We start from the raw sequence: 17,495 nt of genomic DNA, 5'->3' as shown, positions 1-17,495 counted from the left end.
GGGGCCGGGATGCCGCATCCCGGCCCCTCCGCTTCGCCCGAACGGCCCTCTCGCGTATGAGGAAAGTCTCACGCCCGCGCGTCGTGGCACCCCACCGGGTCTGTCACCATGGAAGAGGTGCCCGGTTCCGGGCGGGTTGCGAGGAGGCTGACCGTGGAGAGTCGGACGCGTCTGGCGATCGGTGGCCTGACCACCGTCGCGGCGAGCGTCACGGTGATCTGCATCGTCGCCCTCACGAACTCCCTCGCCCTCTCGGAGTCCGCCGGCTCATCCGTCGGTGCCGCGCCGATCGTGGTGCCGGCCTCGGACGAGGACGCTGCCGAGGAGGGCTCCACGCCGACGGCGACACCCCGCGCCACCCCTTCGCCCGAGCCGGAGCCTGAGCCGCAGACCGAGGAACCGACCGATTCCGCGGCTCCGCCGACGGCCGAGGTCGTGCCGGCGCCTGACGCGCAGGTCGTGACGCCCGTCCGGCCGTCACCGGCCGCCGAGCAGCCGTCGCGCCCCTCGGGTCCGGCGACCGTGGAAGAGGCGATCGCACAGGCGGAGGCATCCGGATCCTGGGCGCCGCTGCGCACCTGGGCCGAGAGTCAGGGCTGGAGCGCCGGGCGGATCGACGCCCTGATCAAGAAGCTCGAGCGGGCGCGGGCGGACTACCAGGTGGAGCTCGGCACCCAGCGGACCACAGACGTGGCCGACGCGGGCCGCGTGCAGGCGCCCGCACAGGACGTCCACGACGGGGGAGCCGGCGCCGGCTCCTCTCAGGAACATCGCGCGAACGCGGGTGAGAAGGCCGACCGCCGGACAGAGAAGTCCGACCACGGCTCACAGAAGGATCGCGACACCTCCCCGCATCGGCGTGATCGATGACGGCCGGATCCCCCAATCCGGCTTTCCCAGCCCCCGGCGTCCCCCAGCGCCGGGGGCTTCTTCGTGGCGGCCGGTGGCTGCTTCGTGCCGCGGGTGCGGATCATTCCCAGCGGTAGCCGGCGCCCCGCACGGTGATGATGTGGTCGGATCCGAGCTTGCCGCGCAGGTAGCGGACGTACACGTCGACGACGTTGGAGCCGGGGTCGAAGTCCAGGCCCCAGACACGGCTCAGGAGCAGTTCGCGGCTGAGCACGCGCCCCGGGTTGCGCAGGAACTGCTCCGCGAGCGCGAACTCACGCGCCGACAGGTCGATCTCGCGTCCGCCGACGGTGGCGCGGCGGGCGAGGATGTCGAGCACGACGTCGCCGTGCGACACCGACACGCCCAGCTGCGGCGTGGTCTCGCGCAGACGCGACCGGACACGGGCGAGCAGCTCCTCGAACGTGAAGGGCTTGGGCACGTAGTCGTTCGCCCCCGCGTCGAGGCCCTCGACCGTGTCGCGCGTGCTGGAGCGGGCGGTGAGCATGATGACGGGCACCACCGAGCCGCGCGCACGCAGCTCGCGCAGCACCTCGAACCCGTCCATCGTGGGCAGGCCGACATCGAGCAGCACGAGGTCGGCGTCGCCGCGCAGCGCCACCGCGAGCGCTTCGGCGCCGTCCTCGACGAGCACCGTCTCGTATCCCGCGGCCTCGAGACCGCGGCTCACGAACGAGGCGATGCGCGGTTCGTCTTCGACGATCAGGATCCTGGTCATGACGATGTCTCCCGCTGAAGGACGTCGCCCGCTCGCACCGGAGCGGGGAGCTCGGCGGCCGTGGGGGGCAGGTTGATCGTGAATGTCGCGCCGCCACCCGGAGTGTCGGTGACGACGCAGCTTCCCGAGTGGCCCTTCATGATCGCATCGACGATCGCCAAGCCCAGACCCGACCCGCCGACCGAGCGCTTGCCCGACGCGCGGTCGAACCGGCGGAAGATGCGGTGGCGCGCGGCCGGCGGGATGCCCGGCCCGTGGTCGCGCACCCACAGGTGCGCGCCGTCGGCGTCGACTGCGCTGCCGATCTCGATCGCGCTTCCCTCGGGCGTGTACTTCGCGGCGTTGTCGGCCAGCTGCAGCCAGGCCTGGAGCAGCCGGTCCTGGTCGCCGCGGACGACGCCGTTCGCCGTGGACGCGACCGACCAGGTGTGGCCCGGGATCACGCCGACCAGCTCGCCGACGCGCGCCGTGAGCGCGGCGAGGTCGACGTCGCCCATCAGATACGAATCGCCCTCGGCGGCGGCGAGCAGGTCGATGTCCTCGACGAGGCGGGCGAGGCGGTCGAGCTCGGCGATGCCGATCTCGCGAGCGGATGCCGCGTCCCCCGCGTCGCCCGGATCCATGAGCTCCAGATGGCCGCGAACGATGGTGATCGGCGTCTTGAGCTCGTGGCGCACGTCGTCCAGGAGCTGGCGCTGCACGTCGACGGATCCCTCGATGCGGTCGAGCATGGAGTTCACGGTGCGCGAGAGGTCGGAGATGTCGTCGTTGCCCGACGTGTCCAGACGCGGCGAGAGGTCGGTGATCGTGATGGCATCGGCGGTTTCGCGCATCTGGCGGATGGGGGAGAGCAGCCGACCCGTGACGAACCAGCCCACGACGCCGATGGCGGCGAGCACCGCGAGTGCGGCGATCATGTAGGTGGCCATCGCTGCCGTGACCGGCTCGAGCTCGGCCCCCATGTCGACCGCCCGGATGTAGAGCCCGCTGCGATCGTCGCCCTCCATCGACACCGGCACCGCGATGTAGCGCAGCGACCCCTCGTCGGTCGCGGCGGTGCCGCGTGTCGCCTCGCCGCCGGCGGTCTCTTCGACGGCCCGTGAGATCAGGGCGGCGTCATCGGAGATGTCGAAGCCCGAGAGCGTGCCCGGCCGATAGCGCGCGACGCCGTCGATGACCGCCACCGCTCCCTCGTTGCGCGCCGGGACGAAGGTCGCCACGGCAGCCCGCAGATAGGAGTCCAGGGTGTCGAAGTCGCGCACGTCCACGATCTCGCTCGCCGTGGCGGCACCGTCGCCCGGAGTCGCCTGCGCATCGGAGGGAGCGCCGGCATCGGGATCGGCGAACGTGCGCAGGCCGTCGACCTGGGCCGCGAGCCGGTGATCGACCTCGATGATCACGCGTTCCCGCTGCACCAGGAACGTGACGCTCCCCACGATCGCCAACCCCACGCACGCCACGGCGAGGATCGCTGCGAGGATCCTGACGCGCGCCGGTATGAAGCGAGGTGACGAACGGGTGGTCACCCTGCGATTATCCCGCGGCGACGGGCGATGCGACACGGAGGGCGCGATCAGCCCGGGTGCGTCATCGACAGGAGGTCGAGCTTCTCGTCGAGCTGCTCGAGCGTCAGCTCGCCGCGATCGACGTAGCCGAGGTCGAGGACGGCCTCGCGCACGGTGATTCCCTTGGCGACGGAGTGCTTGGCGATCTTCGCCGCCGCCTCGTAGCCGATGAGCTTGTTGAGGGGCGTCACGATCGACGGTGACATGCCCGCGTACGCCGCCGCGCGCTCGACGTCGGCCTCGAGGCCCGAGACCGTCTTGTCGGCGAGCAGACGCGACGCGTTCGCCAGGAGGCTGATGGACTCGAGCACCGCGGTGCCCATCACCGGGATCGCGACGTTGAGCTCGAACGAGCCGGATGCGCCGGCCCACGCGACGGTGGCGTCGTTGCCGATGACACGCGCGCACACCATGAGCGTCGCCTCGGGGACGACGGGGTTGACCTTGCCCGGCATGATCGACGATCCGGGCTGCAGGTCGGGGATGTGCAGTTCGCCCAGACCCGTGTTGGGGCCCGATCCCATCCACCGGATGTCGTTGTTGATCTTGGTCAGCGACACCGCGATCGTGCGCAGCGCGCCGGATGCCTCGACCAGGCCGTCGCGGTTGGCCTGTGCCTCGAAGTGGTCCTTCGCCTCGGTGATCGGCAGCTCCGTGTCGGCCACGATGAGCTCGATCACCTTCTGCGGGAAGCCGAGCGGGGTGTTGATCCCGGTGCCGACGGCGGTGCCGCCCAGCGGCACCTCTGCGACGCGGGGGAGCACGGCCTGCACGCGCTCGATGCCGAGGCGCATCTGGCGGGCGTAACCGCCGAACTCCTGGCCGAGGGTCACGGGAGTGGCATCCATGAGGTGGGTGCGGCCCGACTTCACGACCGAGGCCCACTCCGCGGCCTTCGCCTCGAGCGCGACGGCGAGGTGGTCCAGGGCCGGGATGAGGTCGTCGATGAGCTCCTGGGTGACGGCGATGTGCACCGACGTGGGGAACACGTCGTTGGACGACTGCGAGGCGTTCACGTGGTCGTTCGGATGCACGGACCGGCCGAGGTCCTGCGTCGCCAGCGTTGCGAGCACCTCGTTCATGTTCATGTTCGACGACGTGCCGCTGCCGGTCTGGTACACGTCGATCGGGAACTGGTCGGCGTATTCGCCGGCGATGATGCGGTCGGCCGAGCGGGCGATCGCGTCGGCGATGGCCGGCTCGAGGGTTCCCAGCTCTTTGTTGGCGAGGGCCGCGGCCTTCTTGATGCGCGCCAGCGCGACGATCTGCGCGTGCTCGAGCGGGTCTCCGGAGATCGGGAAGTTCTCCACGGCGCGCTGGGTCTGCGCGGCGTACAGGGCGTCCTTGGGGACGCGCACCTCACCCATGGTGTCGTGCTCGATGCGGTACTCGATGTCGGTCACTTCGTCGTTCCTCCGTTGGTGGCGAGTGTGATCAGGCGTCGTTCCCGGCGTCGCCGACGATGATGTCGGGGACGGCGGTTCCTTCGGCGAGGCGGTAGTTGGCGCCCACGATCGCGAGCCGGCCCTCGGCGACCGCGTCGCTGATGAGCTCCGACGAGTGCAGGAGCTCACCCACGGTGTCGCGCAGATGCTCCCTGCCGACCCGCTCGTGATCGATGCTGACGGGCGGCACCCCGTCGATGGTGCCGTCGCGGACCACGCGGCGCACCGCGGGCACGATCGGGGCGATCTGCCGCCAGATGTGCGGGGGGAGGGACGGGGCATCCGCCCGCGTGCTCTCGATCGCGGCGTTGACCGCGCCGCACTCGTCGTGACCGAGCACGATGATGAGCGGCACCTCGAGCACGGCGACGGCGTACTCGAGGCTTCCGACGACGGAGTCCGAGATGACCTGGCCGGCGTTGCGGACGACGAAGAGGTCGCCCAGTCCCTTGTCGAAGATGATCTCTGCCGCGAGTCGCGAGTCGGAGCATCCGAAGAGCGCCGCGCGGGGCCGCTGTCCGGCGGCCAGGTCGTGGCGCCGCTCGACGTCCTGCCGCGGGTGACGGGGTGCCCCCGCCACGAAGCGGGCGTTCCCGCGCTGCATCTCGTGCCACACCTTGCGGGGCGTCGGCTGCTCGCTCACTCGGCCTCCTCGCGCAGTCGCTCGACCTCGGGCGCGGCGGCGGCGGCGGCCTCCTCCAGCGTCTCCTCGTCGGCGTTTCCGTAGATCAGGACGGTGTCGGCGCCGGCCTGCGTGGCCAGCGCGACGGAGATGTTGCCCGCCCGCGAGGGGTCGGCGATGTCGTAGCGGTCCCAGGTCACGCCGTCGATGGTGACCGTGCCGTCGACGCTCGCGCCCGACAGCATGCGGGTGGGCCAGGCCGGGTCGGCGTCGAAGCCCTGGGCGACCCGCAGGAACCAGGTCTCGTCGGCGTAGACGACCGTCCACGCGCGGGGTCCGTCGCCCTCCACCGCCGCGACGTTGACGCGCCAGGACTCGGGCGCCTCCGGTGCGATGACGGGGCGGCCCTCGGCGGTCGACACCCGATCGGCCACCGCGGCGACGTCGATGGGGGCCGGCTCCGGGGGCGTGCCGCGCGGCACGGCCAGGATGATCACGACGACGACCGCGATCGTGACGATGAGCGCGGCGACGAGGTTGCGGGTGTTCTGGCTGGCCCGATGGACGCGCGAGGACTCGGCCTTGCGCGCCGCGGTCTCGTCGGGCGTCTCGGGGCGGCCGAGCTCGGCCACGATGCGGGGGGTCTGCGCCATCACACGCTCTCCGCGGGCGAGGAGTCGACGGTCGAGCGGGCCGCGTCCAGGCGCCGCTTGGCGCCGAGGAGCCACACGTCGCACCGTGCCGCCAGCGCTTCGCCCCGCTCCCAGAGCGCGCCCTGCTCGAGCTCGGCGACGACGCGCACCAGCTCGTCGCGGGCCTGCTCGAACGACAGCTGGGCGACGTCGGACGCGGCTCCGCTCGACTCGGTCATGCTTCCATCCTAGATCGGCCCCGGAGCGCCGCCCGCGGGGCTCGCGTCGGCTGTGGAGTCCGCCGCCTCGGCGATCTCGCCCTCGGAGCGTGCGGCGAACGAACCGCGTCCGACCGTGACCACGACGGGGACGGATGCCGGCGCCTGCGCCGCGTCCCGCACGATGACGCCGTCGGCCAGGTGCGCGATGGCGTAGCCGCGCGCGAGCGTCGACGCGGGGGAGAGTGCCCGCAGCGTCGCGCGCAGCTCGGTCGTGCGGCGCACGTGGCTCTCCAGGCCGCGTTCCACGCGCGCGCGGCCGCGCCCGACGAGCAGCTCGACCTCGTGCGCGCGCGACGTCAGCATCGACTCCGGCGCACGCAGGGCAGGCCGCGAGCGCAGCTGATCGAGCTGCGCGATGTCGTGGGTGACCCGCTGGGTCAGGCGCCCGGTCAGCCGCGCGCGCAGCTGTGCGATCAGGGCGCGCTGCTCCGCGACATCCGGCACCACGCGCTTCGCCGCATCGGTGGGGGTCGACGCCCGCAGGTCGGCGACGTCGTCGAGGAGCGGGTGGTCGTTCTCGTGTCCGATCGCGCTCACGACGGGGGTGGATGCCGCGGCGACGGCGCGCACGAGCCGCTCGTCGCTGAACCCGAGGAGCGTCTGGGGATCGCCGCCGCCGCGGGCGATGATGATGACGTCGACGTCGGGCGCGGCGTCGAGGGCCTTGAGTGCCGCGATGGTCTCGGGCACGCAGCGCTCGCCCTGGACGGCGGCGTACTTGGTGCGGAAGCGCACCTGCGGCCAGCGCAGCTCGGCGTTGCGGTGGACGTCTTTCTCGGCATCCGAGTTCTCGCCCGTGATCAGGCCGATCGTCTGCGGGAGGAACGGCAGGGGCCGTTTGCGCGCCGGATCGAACAGGCCCTCCGAGCGCAGCTGCGCGCGCAGGCGCTCGAGCCGCTCGAGCTGATCGCCGAGTCCGACGTGGCGCATGGCCGACACGCCGAAGCTGAAGTCGCCCGTCTTGACGAAGAAGTCGGCCTTCACGCAGGCGACGACGTGATCGCCCACCTTCAGGTCGGCCGGAAGGCGATCGCGGGTGGACGACCAGATGCGGAAGGCGATCGTGGAGTCGGTGACATTGTCCTTGAGGCGGCCGAAGACGTTGCCGCCGCGCTGATTCCACGATGTGATCTCACCCTCGACCCAGACCGACCCCCAGGTCTGGATGAAGCCGCGGATCGTCTCATTGAGCCGGGAGACCGACGTCGGAGCCTGCGGCGTGGAGTCCTTCGGCCGCACCGAGTCGGCGGGCGGAGCCTCGCCGGGCAGGGGCTCGGGCTGGAACGTCGTCATGGAGTCCTTTCGCACCCGGATGTCTCGCTCGGCCCCGCCGCACGGCCCGTGCACAGCGGCCGCCCGTAGAATCGAGGGGTGAGCAGCAGCACCGTGGGGAACAGACCTGTGAGCATGCCCGTCCCGCGCGTGCCGCGGCGGCGCGAACGCCTCCAGGATATCCCGGTCCAGGGACAGAAGCGGGTGCTCCTGGCGTCCCCGCGCGGGTACTGCGCCGGCGTGGACCGAGCCGTCATCGCCGTCGAGAAGGCCCTCGAGCGCTACGGCGCTCCGGTCTACGTGCGCAAGCAGATCGTCCACAACATCCACGTCGTGACGGAGCTCGAGCAGAGGGGCGCCGTCTTCGTCGAAGAGGTCGACGAGGTGCCCGAGGGCGCCCACGTCGTCTTCAGCGCGCACGGGGTGTCGCCGGCGGTCGTGAACGCGGCATCCGACCGCGGCCTGCGCGCGATCGACGCCACCTGCCCGCTCGTGACCAAGGTGCACCGCGAGGCGGTGCGGTTCGCGCGCGACGACTTCGAGATCCTCCTCATCGGCCACGAGGGCCACGAGGAGGTCGAGGGGACCGCGGGCGAAGCGCCCGACCACGTCACCGTCGTCAACTCGCCCGACGAGGCCGACACCATCGAGGTGCGCGACCCGTCGAAGGTCGTCTGGCTCTCGCAGACCACCCTGTCGGTCGACGAGACCATGGAGACCGTGCGCCGCCTGCGCGACCGCTTCCCGCAGCTGCAGGACCCGCCGTCCGACGACATCTGCTACGCCACCCAGAACCGCCAGGTCGCGATCAAGAAGGTCGCGAAGGATGCCGACCTGGTGATCGTGGTCGGCTCGGCCAACTCCTCGAACAGCGTGCGTCTGGTCGAGGTCGCTCTCGAGTACGGCGCCAAGGCGGCCTATCGCGTCGACTACGCGGACGAGATCGATCAGGCGTGGCTCGAAGGCGTCGAGACCGTCGGCGTCACGAGCGGAGCTTCGGTCCCCGAGGTGCTCGTCCAGGAGGTGCTCGCCGACCTCGCCGGCGCCGGCTACCGCGACGTCGAGGAAGTGCGCACCGCCGAAGAGGACCTGATGTTCTCGCTCCCCAAGGAGCTGCGTCAGGATGCCGCGGGCAAGCGGGACGACCGCGCTCTCGGCGGGCGGGGTCGCGCGTGACGACGGCCGGCGCCTCCGATCCGCGCCCGCGCCCGCAGTACGGCGAGTACGCGACGCCCGAGGAGCAGCGCGCCCGCATCGCCCAGCCCGATGCCGCGCTCCTCTACGAGCCCGCCCCGGTCCTCGAGACCGCCACGGGTGCCGATGCCGCGCCCGTGCGCCCGAGTGCGGACCCCGTCGCGTCCCCCGAGCAGCCGCGCTCGCGCGCGATCGACCGCATCGTGACCTTCGCCCTGCTCGCCTACGGCCTCGTCAACGTCGTCTCGTCGTTCCCGGCGCTCATCGACTACTCGGCGTACGCGGACACGATGTTCCGTCTCCTCGGGGTGGATGCCACCCTGTCGGACCCCGCCGCCGGCCGCCCGTGGGGGATCGCGTCAGCGATCGTGCTCGCGGTGGGGTGGTTCGTCACGGCGGTCGTGTCGTGGGTGAGGGTGCGCCGCGGGCGCATCTCCTGGTGGATCCCGCTCGTGGGCGGCGTCGTGTTCACCTTCGCGTCGGCGATGCTCGTGCTGATGCCGATCATGAACGACCCCGCGGTATGGGATGCGCTGGTGGGCAGCATCCGCTAGCCCCATACTCGGGGGAACGAGGACGCCGCTTCGCGTTGAACCCCCGGCGGTTCGCCTTCGTGTCTCCTGCGGGAGGTGGAGATGGCCGATGACGATGCCGAGCGGCTGGCCGCCCTCTACGACGCGCACGCGGCACCGGTGTGGCGCTACGTCGTGCACCTGACCGGCGATCGGGCAGGTGCGGACGATGTCGTGCAGGAGACGCTGCTGCGCGCATGGCGCACGCCGCGCATCCTCGCCCAGGATCCCGCCACGACCCGCTCGTGGATGTTCACCGTCGCCCGTCATCTCGTGGTCGACGACGTGCGCAGCGCACGGCGGCGACGCGAAGTCGTGGTCGACGATGTGCCCGAGCGGGCGCAGGCGGATGCCACCGAGACGCTGTTCGAGGCGATCCTCATCGAGGAGGCGCTCGCGACGCTGTCGGCCGAGCACCGCGCCGTCGTGATCCGCGCGTACTACGGCGGACTCACGGTGGCGGAGATGGCCGGCGAGCTCGAGATCCCCGAGGGAACCGTGAAGTCGCGCCTGCACTACGGCCTCCGCGCGCTCCGCCTCGCATTTCAGGAGAAGGGGGTGACGCGATGAACGTCGACCACGCGCACTTCGCCGACTGGGACGCCGCCTATGTGCTGGGCGCGCTGAGCCCCGCGGACCGGCGGGCGTTCGAGACGCACGTGGAGCAGTGCGACCTGTGCCGCGCCGCGATCGCCGACATGGCGCCGACGATCGGACTGCTGTCGCGCGTCGCATCGGAGCGCGCGCAATCGATGCTCGCGCCGGCGCCGGCTGCGCCGACCGCGATGGCCGAGGGGCCCGATGCAGCCTCGCGGGAGCGGGTGATCGAGGCAGGCGTGCGCCGCAGCCGTCGGGGACGCGGCTGGTGGATCGGCGGCCTCACCGCCGCGGCCGCGGTCATCGTGGCGGTGGTCGTCATCGTGACGGGTGCGATCCTGCCGCCCGCACCGGCGCAGGTGGTCGCGCTCGAGCCGATCGCCGACGTTCCGGTCACCGCGACCGTGGAGCTCACCGGTGTGGCGTGGGGCACGCGCATCGACATGGTCTGCCGCTACGGCGAGACGGACGGCCAGGGAGACGAGGGCTGGCCCTACGCACTCGTGGTGACGGCCGTCGACGGCACGACGAGCGAGGTGTCGAGCTGGCAGGCGCTGCCGGGCGCGACCGCGCGCGTGAGTGCCGGGACGGCGCTGGACCCCGACGAGATCGCGTCGGTGGAGATCCGCTCCGTGAGTTCGGGGAAGGTCCTCCTTCGCGGTGACGTGCCCGGCGGCTGACCCGCGACGGACGGATGCCCCGGCCCGGACCCCCGAGAGGGACCGAGCCGGGGCATCCGGTGGGTCGTGTCGCTGATCTACGCCGCGAGGGACTTGCCGTGCGAGCCGAGCTGCCGGGTGGCCTCGACCACGCGGGCAGCCATCGCCGATTCGGCGATCTTGCCCCACGCGCGCGGGTCGTAGGCCTTCTTGTTGCCGACCTCGCCGTCGACCTTCAGCACGCCGTCGTAGTTGGTGAACATGAACCCCGCGACCGCGCGCGTGAACGCATACTGGGTGTCGGTGTCGATGTTCATCTTGACGACGCCGTTGGCGACCGCCAGGGCGATCTCCTCGTCGGTCGAGCCGCTGCCGCCGTGGAAGACGAGGTCGAGCGGCTTCGGGCCGGTGCCGAACCGCGCCGCGATGCCCTCCTGGATCTCGCCGAGCAGTTCGGGACGGAGCTTGACGTTGCCGGGCTTGTAGACGCCGTGCACGTTGCCGAAGGTGAGGGCGGAGATGTAGCGGCCGTTCTCGCCGAGTCCGAGCGCCTCGACGGCCTTGGTCACGTCGGCGACGGTCGTGTAGAGCGCGTCGTTGGATCCTTCGTGCTGGACGCCGTCCTCTTCGCCGCCGACGACGCCGATCTCGACCTCGAGGATGGCGTTGATGTTCTTGAGGCGGGGGAGCAGGTCCTTGGCGATCTCGATGTTCTCGTCGAGCGGCACGGCCGAGCCGTCCCACATGTGCGACTGGAAGATCGGGTTGCGGCCGGCCTTGACCTCTTCCTCCGACGCTTCGATCAGCGGCAGCACGAAGTCCGCGAGGGCGGGCTTGGGGCAGTGGTCGGTGTGGAGGGCGACCGTGGTCGGGTAGTTCTTGGCGACCTCGGTGGCGAACTTCGCGAACGCGAGCGCCCCGGCGGCGCGGGCCTTGACGGTGTGGCCGGCGAAGTAGTCGGCACCGCCTGTCGTGACCTGGATGATGCCGTCGGAACCGGCCTCGGTGAGGCCCTGCAGGACCGCATTGATCGACTGCGAGCTCGCAACGTTGATGGCGGGATACGCGAAGCCACCGGCCTTCGCGCGGTCCAGCATGTCGGCGTACTGCTCCGGGGTGGCGACGGGCATGAGTGCTCCTTGGTCGTGAGGGGGCTTCATGTCGACTTTAGCGCCGCGCTGCGAGAGATGACGGATGCCTCGGTCCCGGTGGGATCTGCACGGTCCTGCGTGTGGTGAAAGAACTGCGATTCCTTCATTTCGTCGGCGCGGAAACTTGCCCCACTTCGCATGACACGCTGGCTAGGCTGGCGCCATGGTGAGTCTGACTGCCGACATGAGCCCCCTGCACCCCGATCGCAACCTCGCACTCGAGCTGGTGCGCGCCACGGAGGCGGCCGCGATCCGGGCGGTGCCGTTCATCGGCCGCGGCGCGAAGGAGGACGCCGACGGAGCCGCCGTCGACGCCATGCGCGCGTTCTTCACCACGGTGGACTTCGACGGCACGATCGTGATCGGCGAGGGCGAGAAGGACGAGGCGCCCATGCTCTTCAACGGGGAGCGGGTCGGCAGCGGACGCGGACCGCGCTGCGACGTGGCGGTGGACCCCATCGACGGCACCTCCCTCACGGCCGCAGGCCGCAACAATGCGCTGTCGGTCATCGCGGTCTCGGATCACGGGACGATGCTGGACGCCTCGAGCGTCTTCTACATGGACAAGCTCGTGACCGGGCCCGCCGGCGTCGGAGTCGTCGACATCCGGCTGCCGATCGGCGAGAACATCCGCCGGCTTGCGAAGTCGCTCGGCAAGCCGGTGGACGAGATCGTCGTCTCGGTGCTGCACCGTCCGCGCCACGACGAGCTCATCGAGGAGATCCGTGCGGCCGGAGCCGGGACGCGCCTCATGAGCGACGGCGACGTCGCAGGTGGCATCAACGCCGCCCGCCACAATGCGCGCACCGACATGTGCGTCGGCGTCGGCGGCAGCCCCGAGGGCATCGTCACCGCGTGTGCGATCAAGGCGCTGGGCGGCCACATCCAGGGCCGACTGTGGCCCCGTGACGACGACGAGAAGCAGCGCGGCCTCGATGCGGGTCTCAAGCTGGATGACCACGTCTATGAGGCCGATGACCTGGTGAAGGGGAGCAACACGATCTTCGTCGCCACGGGTGTCACCGACGGGCAGCTCGTCGCGGGCGTGCGCCGCGAGGGTGACCATCTCTACACCGAGAGCGTCGTGCTGCGCGGCGCGTCGGGCACGCTTCGGCGCATCTCGTCGGAACACTTGACCTCGAAGTGGCTCTGAGGACCTCCGCCCTCTGACGAGGGGATGTTCGTGTCACTGATGTGACCAGTGATACTGATGTTTCTGTTGTGATCCATTCGTGATCCGGTCGTGGCCGATGTCTGGCAGAATCGATGCGGTCGAAGACGACGCACGTGTTTTCCGATGCGAGGAGTTTCGATGTCCGGACAGGTGGGCGGTTCGTCGCCCCAGACCGGTGCGCACGCCGTGGTCGCGAACGCGGTCGATCCGGCGCGTCGTCCGGACGTGCTGCTGCGCGTCCGGCGCGAAGAGGGCCACGAGATCAGCGCCTGGTGGATGATCGGCGCCTTCGTCGGCGTCTCGGCGCTCGTGATCGGACTGCTCAGCTTCGTGCCCGGCGGCGCCTGACCCGTCAGTCGGGGCGGGGAGCGAGGCGCTCCCGCAGGTCGCCGAGATCGGCGGTGGCGGCTCGGGTCGGCGGTTCGTCGATGCTCAGGGTCTCGTCGAGCAGTTCGGGTGCGGTCAGACGGCGAGGCGTCTTTTCGATGGTGCGCGGTTCGGCGAGCGCGTCGAGCTTGGTCGCGTCGATTCCCGGGAAGCGGCGGGCGCTGACGAGGACCCTCGATTCGAGCGACCCGGCGAATCGGTTGTAGCTGTCGACGGTCCGTTCGATCGCACGGCGCAGGTCGTCGGCATGGCCGGCCAGCGACCCGAGACGTTCGTAGAGCTGGTTGCCGAGGTCGAACAGCGTGCGTGCCTCGGCGGAGACATCCTGTTGCGTCCAGGTGAAGGCGACGGTCTTGAGCACCGCCCACAGGTTGACGGGTGAGGCGAGCGCGACGCGCTTGCCGAAGGCGTAGTCCAGCAGAGCGGGATCCTCCTCGAGGGCAGCCGCCAGGAGCGACTCGCTGGGCACGAAGCACACCACGAATTCCGGGCTCGAGGCCAGTCCCGCCCAGTACGCCTTCTTCGCGAGGGCGTCGACGTGCCCGCGGACGGCCTTGACGTGCTTCTCGAGCAGGGCGCGACGGCGCGCGGCATCGGCTCCCTGCGCCGTCAGCGGGATCGCGCTGGCCTCGAGGTACGCGTCGAGCGGGACCTTCGCGTCGACGGCGATCGACTTGTCTCCGGGGAGCCGGATCACCATGTCGGGACGGCCCGCGCCCGCGTCGGAGGTGATGGGGGCCTGCAGGTCGAAGTCGACGTACCGCGTGAGGCCGGCGGCTTCGACGACACGGCGGAGCTGGGTCTCGCCCCACACGCCGCGCGTCGACCCCGATCGCAGGGCGCTCGCGAGCGACTCGGTCGTGGCGCGCAGCGCCTCGTCGGACTCGTGCGCGCGGCGCAGCTGCTCGGCGAGGGTGCCGAACTGGGTATGCCGGTCACGCTCGAGCTCGCCCACCTTCGCCTGCATGGCGGTCAGTGTCTCGTGCACCGGTGCGAGGGCCCGCAGGACGGACTGCTCGCGGCGCTCGCGCTCCTCGCGGGCGGCCTGATCGTGCCGGGCCTGCGCTGCGAGCTCGCGGTAGAGGGACTGTTGGTGGTCGAGCTGTGCCTGCACGCCCTGGCGGGCGGCCTCGGCGCCGGCCAGCCGCGCGCGCAGCTCGGCCTGCTCGCGCGCGGCTCGGGCCGCGGCGCGGGCGAGCCCGGCCGTCCATCCGGCGAGCGCGCCGGCGAGGAGCGTCGCCAGCGCGATGATCGAGACGAGGAGTGCGTCCATGGGTTCATGGTGACGGAGGCCGCCGACATCGCCGTGACGGCGCGCGCGGCGCCTCGAGCGGCTGCCGGCGCGAACCTTCCTCCTGGCGCATGTGAGTTCGCGTTCAAATGGGGTCGTGGGAGTTGGTGCTCACAGACCACATTGCGAGGAGGGCGTGTGAGCTCGCGTTCACACGGCGCCATGTGAGTTCGGGCTCACACAGGTGTTGAGGAACTCGTATGTGAGTTCGGGCTCACGCAGGTGTCGAGGAAGTCGTATGTGAGCACGAACTCACATACGTTTTCGAGAGGGAGTCGACGCCGCACATGCACCGAGCACGTGCACGCGCAGAGCCCAGTGTCAGGCGACCGCGAACGAGACCGCCGGCGCCTCGGCCACCGCGATCTGCGACACGCGCACGCCGCAGTACTCCGCGAGCAGATCGATGTCGTCCGCCGCCACCCGCCGCGCCGCGTCGATCATCACGTGCGCGCACGCCAGCGCGTCGGCGGTCGCGTTGTGGTGCGCGAACTCGCCGAATCCGGCCTCGGCCGCCACGAACGGGAGCCGGTACGACTCGAGCTGATAGACCTTCCGCGCCACTTGCAGGCTGCAGGCGTAGCGATAGGGCGGGCAGTCGTCGCCCGTCGCCTCGCAGGCCCGTTTGATCACGGCCATGTCGAAGCCGGCGTTGTGCGCGACCAGCACGTCGTCTCCGACGAAGGCGGCGAGCGCCGGCAGCTGCGCCGTCCACGTCGCCGCCCCGACCACGTCGGAGGCGGTGATGCCGTGGATGCGGGTGTTGAGGTCGAAGAACACGTCGTGCCCCGCCGGCGGCCGGATCAGCCACCCCGCCTGCTCCACCACGACCCCGTCCCGCACCCGGACGAGACCCACGGCGCAGGCTGAGGCGTTGCTCGGGTTCGCCGTCTCGAAGTCGATCGCGGTGAAGTCCAGTGCCACGTGATCAGCCTCACCCGCCGCCCCGCCGCCGCGACGGAGGCGCGCCGCACCGAGCACCCCGCACCCGCTACCGTGAGCCCATGCGCACGCTGACCGTCTGCAACTTCGTCACCGTCGATGGACGATACGAGGACGACGAGCACGACATCGCCTCGTTCTTCGAGCACCAGCATCCCGACTATGCCGGAGCCGACACCTTCGACCACTACACGACGGGGCTGATGCGCGAGGCCGGCACCCTCGTGCTCTCGGGACGGCGCTCCGCGCTGGGCAACCTCGGCTACTGGACCCAGGTCCGCCGGAATCCCGATGCGTCGGCCATCCGCCGTGAGTTCGCCGACCTGATCCTGGGCATCGACAAGGTGGTCGTCTCCGACACGATCACCGACGACGACCTCGCGCCGTACACCGACGTCCGGATCGTGCGCATCGCGGACGCCCGCCGCGAGATCGCGGAGCTGAAGGCGGGGGAGGGCGGCGGCATCCTGACCCTCCTCGGACGCGTGCTGTGGAACGACCTGATGCACGCCGGGCTCGTCGACGAGCTGCACCTGGTGACGTTCCCGCTCATAGCGGGCTCCGGCGTGCCCCTCTTCGACGACCGGCCCCCGGTCGCGCTGAAGCTCCTCGGCACGCACACGTGGGAGGCGTCGGGCAACGTCCTCATGCGGTGGCGGGTCGATCCGGCCCCGTAGACTTGAGCCCCGTGGCTCTCACCATCGGAATCGTCGGACTGCCCAACGTCGGCAAGTCCACCCTCTTCAACGCCCTGACCAAGAATCAGGTTCTCGCCGCGAACTACCCGTTCGCGACGATCGAGCCGAACATCGGGGTCGTGAACCTGCCGGACCCGCGCCTCGACACGCTGGCGGAGATCTTCCACAGCGAGCGGATCCTGCCTGCGGCGGTGTCGTTCGTCGACATCGCGGGCATCGTGCGCGGCGCCTCGGAGGGCGAGGGGCTCGGCAACAAGTTCCTCGCGAACATCCGGGAGGCCGACGCGATCGCGCAGGTGGTCCGCGGCTTCGCCGACGACGACGTGGTCCACGTCGAGGGCGCTGTCAACCCGCAGAACGACATGGAGACGATCAACGCCGAGCTCCAGCTCGCCGACCTCGAGACCCTCGACAAGGCGATCACGCGGTATGAGAAGGAGGTCAAGGGCAAGAAGCTCGACCCCTCCGTCCTGACCACGGCGATCGAGGCGCGCGATGCGCTCCAGCGCGGTGAGCTGCTGTCGGCGTCGGGCATCGACCTCTCGCCGATCCGCGAGCTCGGGCTGCTCACGGCCAAGCCGTTCATCTTCGTCTTCAACGTCGACGAAGCGGTGCTGACGGATGCCGCGCGCAAGGCCTCGCTCGAGGCGCTCGTCGCCCCGGCGCAGGCCGTCTTCCTCGACGCGAAGATCGAATCCGAGCTCATCGATCTCGACCCCGAGGACGCCGCCGAACTGCTCGCGTCGACGGGTCAGGAGGAGTCCGGCCTCGACCAGCTCGCGCGGATCGGATTCGACACGCTCGGGCTGCAGACCTACCTCACCGCCGGGCCCAAAGAGGCCCGCGCGTGGACCATCGGCAAGGGCTGGAAGGCTCCCCAGGCCGCCGGCGTCATCCACACCGACTTCGAGAAGGGCTTCATCAAGGCCGAAGTCATCTCGTTCGACGACCTGGTGGCGACGGGTTCCGTCGTGGAGGCCCGAGCCAAGGGCAAGGCGCGCCTCGAGGGCAAGGACTACGTCATGCAGGACGGCGACGTCGTCGAGTTCCGCTTCAACGTCTGAGCTGAGGACCCTATGACAGACATCCAGTTCTTCGAGCCCGAGGGTCGCCGCATCCCCTTCATCGACGAGGGCGACGGCCCGGTGAAGCTCGTGCTGATCGCCGAGCGCGGCCAGGACGCGCTCGGCGTGGTCGGCCATTACCTCGCCGAAGAGGCCGGGTTCCACGTCCTGCGGGTCGGCTACCGGGCGGGCTCGGGCGGTCGCCTCGCGGCCGTCGAGCACGCCGAGGACGTCATCGCCGTCATGGAGCACGTCGGCTTCGACCACTCCTGGATCGGCGGCCCTGGCGTCGGCGGCACCGTCGCCCCCGCCGCGGAGCCAC

19 protein-coding genes and 1 pseudogene are annotated in these 17,495 nt (G+C 70.7%); 10 read left to right on the top strand and 10 right to left on the bottom strand.

Annotated elements, in window-relative coordinates:
* Positions 1 to 153 precede the first annotated feature (153 nt).
* Positions 154 to 870 (top strand): hypothetical protein, encoded by a 717-nt coding sequence (locus tag ACE3O1_RS06530; RefSeq protein WP_374313646.1) that lies wholly within the window; start codon positions 154 to 156, stop codon positions 868 to 870.
* Between the two features lie 100 nt (positions 871 to 970).
* On the opposite strand, the gene ACE3O1_RS06525 is transcribed toward ACE3O1_RS06530, so the two are convergent.
* From ACE3O1_RS06525 to xseA, 7 genes are read right to left on the bottom strand one after another with little or no spacing between them, the layout of a single operon-like run.
* Positions 971 to 1,627, bottom strand: coding sequence for a response regulator transcription factor (locus ACE3O1_RS06525; protein WP_374313644.1), 657 nt, complete (start codon positions 1,625 to 1,627; stop codon positions 971 to 973).
* Positions 1,624 to 3,153, bottom strand: coding sequence for an ATP-binding protein (locus ACE3O1_RS06520; RefSeq protein WP_374313641.1), 1,530 nt, complete (start codon positions 3,151 to 3,153; stop codon positions 1,624 to 1,626). The genes ACE3O1_RS06525 and ACE3O1_RS06520 overlap by 4 nt, the downstream gene beginning before the upstream one ends.
* Before the next feature lie 47 nt (positions 3,154 to 3,200).
* Positions 3,201 to 4,595 carry a class II fumarate hydratase gene (locus ACE3O1_RS06515; protein WP_374313639.1) on the bottom strand — a complete coding sequence of 465 codons (1,395 nt, stop codon included), beginning with the start codon at positions 4,593 to 4,595 and terminating at the stop codon, positions 3,201 to 3,203.
* 31 nt (positions 4,596 to 4,626) lie between these two features.
* Positions 4,627 to 5,241 (bottom strand): carbonic anhydrase, encoded by a 615-nt coding sequence (locus ACE3O1_RS06510; protein ID WP_374313670.1) that lies wholly within the window; start codon positions 5,239 to 5,241, stop codon positions 4,627 to 4,629.
* Positions 5,242 to 5,276: 35 nt separating this feature from the next.
* Positions 5,277 to 5,912 carry a DUF4245 family protein gene (locus ACE3O1_RS06505; RefSeq protein ID WP_374313637.1) on the bottom strand — a complete coding sequence of 212 codons (636 nt, stop codon included), beginning with the start codon at positions 5,910 to 5,912 and terminating at the stop codon, positions 5,277 to 5,279.
* Positions 5,912 to 6,130, bottom strand: a complete 219-nt coding sequence (locus tag ACE3O1_RS06500) for an exodeoxyribonuclease VII small subunit (protein WP_374313635.1) — start codon at positions 6,128 to 6,130, stop codon at positions 5,912 to 5,914. The genes ACE3O1_RS06505 and ACE3O1_RS06500 overlap by 1 nt, the downstream gene beginning before the upstream one ends.
* Positions 6,131 to 6,139: 9 nt before the next feature.
* The gene (xseA, locus tag ACE3O1_RS06495) at positions 6,140 to 7,465 is read right to left on the bottom strand and encodes an exodeoxyribonuclease VII large subunit (protein WP_374313633.1); all 1,326 of its coding nucleotides are present in this window, start codon (positions 7,463 to 7,465) and stop codon (positions 6,140 to 6,142) included.
* A gap of 114 nt (positions 7,466 to 7,579) precedes the next feature.
* Between xseA and ACE3O1_RS06490 the strand changes: the two genes are divergently transcribed.
* The 4 genes from ACE3O1_RS06490 to ACE3O1_RS06475 all read left to right on the top strand — a co-directional run bounded on the left by ACE3O1_RS06490 (position 7,580) and on the right by ACE3O1_RS06475 (position 10,487).
* Complete coding sequence (locus ACE3O1_RS06490; RefSeq protein WP_374313668.1) at positions 7,580 to 8,620, top strand: 4-hydroxy-3-methylbut-2-enyl diphosphate reductase; 1,041 nt, start codon at positions 7,580 to 7,582, stop codon at positions 8,618 to 8,620.
* On the top strand, positions 8,617 to 9,192 hold the full coding sequence (locus tag ACE3O1_RS06485) for a DUF6264 family protein (protein ID WP_374313631.1): 576 nt from the start codon (positions 8,617 to 8,619) through the stop codon (positions 9,190 to 9,192). The genes ACE3O1_RS06490 and ACE3O1_RS06485 overlap by 4 nt, the downstream gene beginning before the upstream one ends.
* Before the next feature lie 81 nt (positions 9,193 to 9,273).
* The gene (locus tag ACE3O1_RS06480; protein ID WP_374313629.1) at positions 9,274 to 9,780 is read left to right on the top strand and encodes a sigma-70 family RNA polymerase sigma factor; all 507 of its coding nucleotides are present in this window, start codon (positions 9,274 to 9,276) and stop codon (positions 9,778 to 9,780) included.
* Positions 9,777 to 10,487, top strand: coding sequence for an anti-sigma factor (locus ACE3O1_RS06475; protein WP_374313627.1), 711 nt, complete (start codon positions 9,777 to 9,779; stop codon positions 10,485 to 10,487). The genes ACE3O1_RS06480 and ACE3O1_RS06475 overlap by 4 nt, the downstream gene beginning before the upstream one ends.
* A 77-nt stretch (positions 10,488 to 10,564) precedes the next feature.
* Here the strand turns inward: ACE3O1_RS06475 and fbaA are convergent, their stop codons facing one another.
* Positions 10,565 to 11,596 (bottom strand): class II fructose-bisphosphate aldolase, encoded by a 1,032-nt coding sequence (fbaA, locus tag ACE3O1_RS06470; protein ID WP_374313625.1) that lies wholly within the window; start codon positions 11,594 to 11,596, stop codon positions 10,565 to 10,567.
* Between the two features lie 184 nt (positions 11,597 to 11,780).
* Between fbaA and glpX the strand changes: the two genes are divergently transcribed.
* Together glpX and ACE3O1_RS06460 are read left to right on the top strand one after the other, a co-directional pair.
* Entirely contained in the window at positions 11,781 to 12,770 is a 990-nt protein-coding gene (gene glpX / locus ACE3O1_RS06465) for a class II fructose-bisphosphatase (RefSeq protein ID WP_374313622.1), read from the top strand.
* A 159-nt stretch (positions 12,771 to 12,929) separates the two neighbouring features.
* Entirely contained in the window at positions 12,930 to 13,139 is a 210-nt protein-coding gene (locus ACE3O1_RS06460) for a UDP-N-acetylmuramyl pentapeptide phosphotransferase (protein WP_374313620.1), read from the top strand.
* A gap of 4 nt (positions 13,140 to 13,143) precedes the next feature.
* Here ACE3O1_RS06460 and ACE3O1_RS06455 read toward each other — a convergent pair whose 3' ends face one another.
* Positions 13,144 to 14,451 (bottom strand): DNA recombination protein RmuC, encoded by a 1,308-nt coding sequence (locus tag ACE3O1_RS06455; protein ID WP_374313618.1) that lies wholly within the window; start codon positions 14,449 to 14,451, stop codon positions 13,144 to 13,146.
* A gap of 339 nt (positions 14,452 to 14,790) precedes the next feature.
* Complete coding sequence (locus ACE3O1_RS06450; protein WP_374313616.1) at positions 14,791 to 15,393, bottom strand: 3'-5' exonuclease; 603 nt, start codon at positions 15,391 to 15,393, stop codon at positions 14,791 to 14,793.
* A gap of 80 nt (positions 15,394 to 15,473) precedes the next feature.
* Here ACE3O1_RS06450 and ACE3O1_RS06445 point away from each other — a divergent pair, with 80 nt between their 5' ends.
* From ACE3O1_RS06445 to ACE3O1_RS06435, 3 genes and pseudogenes are all read left to right on the top strand, one after another.
* Positions 15,474 to 16,088: a dihydrofolate reductase family protein gene (locus ACE3O1_RS06445; RefSeq protein ID WP_374313613.1), complete on the top strand. Its 615-nt coding sequence runs from the start codon at positions 15,474 to 15,476 to the stop codon at positions 16,086 to 16,088.
* 11 nt (positions 16,089 to 16,099) lie between these two features.
* Positions 16,100 to 17,173 (top strand): redox-regulated ATPase YchF, encoded by a 1,074-nt coding sequence (gene ychF / locus ACE3O1_RS06440; RefSeq protein WP_374313610.1) that lies wholly within the window; start codon positions 16,100 to 16,102, stop codon positions 17,171 to 17,173.
* 12 nt (positions 17,174 to 17,185) lie between these two features.
* A pseudogene (locus ACE3O1_RS06435) lies at positions 17,186 to 17,495 on the top strand (alpha/beta hydrolase); the annotation flags it as partial.

It is taken from the genome of Microbacterium sp. (assembly GCF_041909575.1).
In the GTDB taxonomy this organism is placed as follows: domain Bacteria; phylum Actinomycetota; class Actinomycetes; order Actinomycetales; family Microbacteriaceae; genus Microbacterium.
The sequence above is the reverse complement of the archived record's forward strand: the minus strand, read 5'-3'. Positions and strand labels throughout refer to the sequence as shown.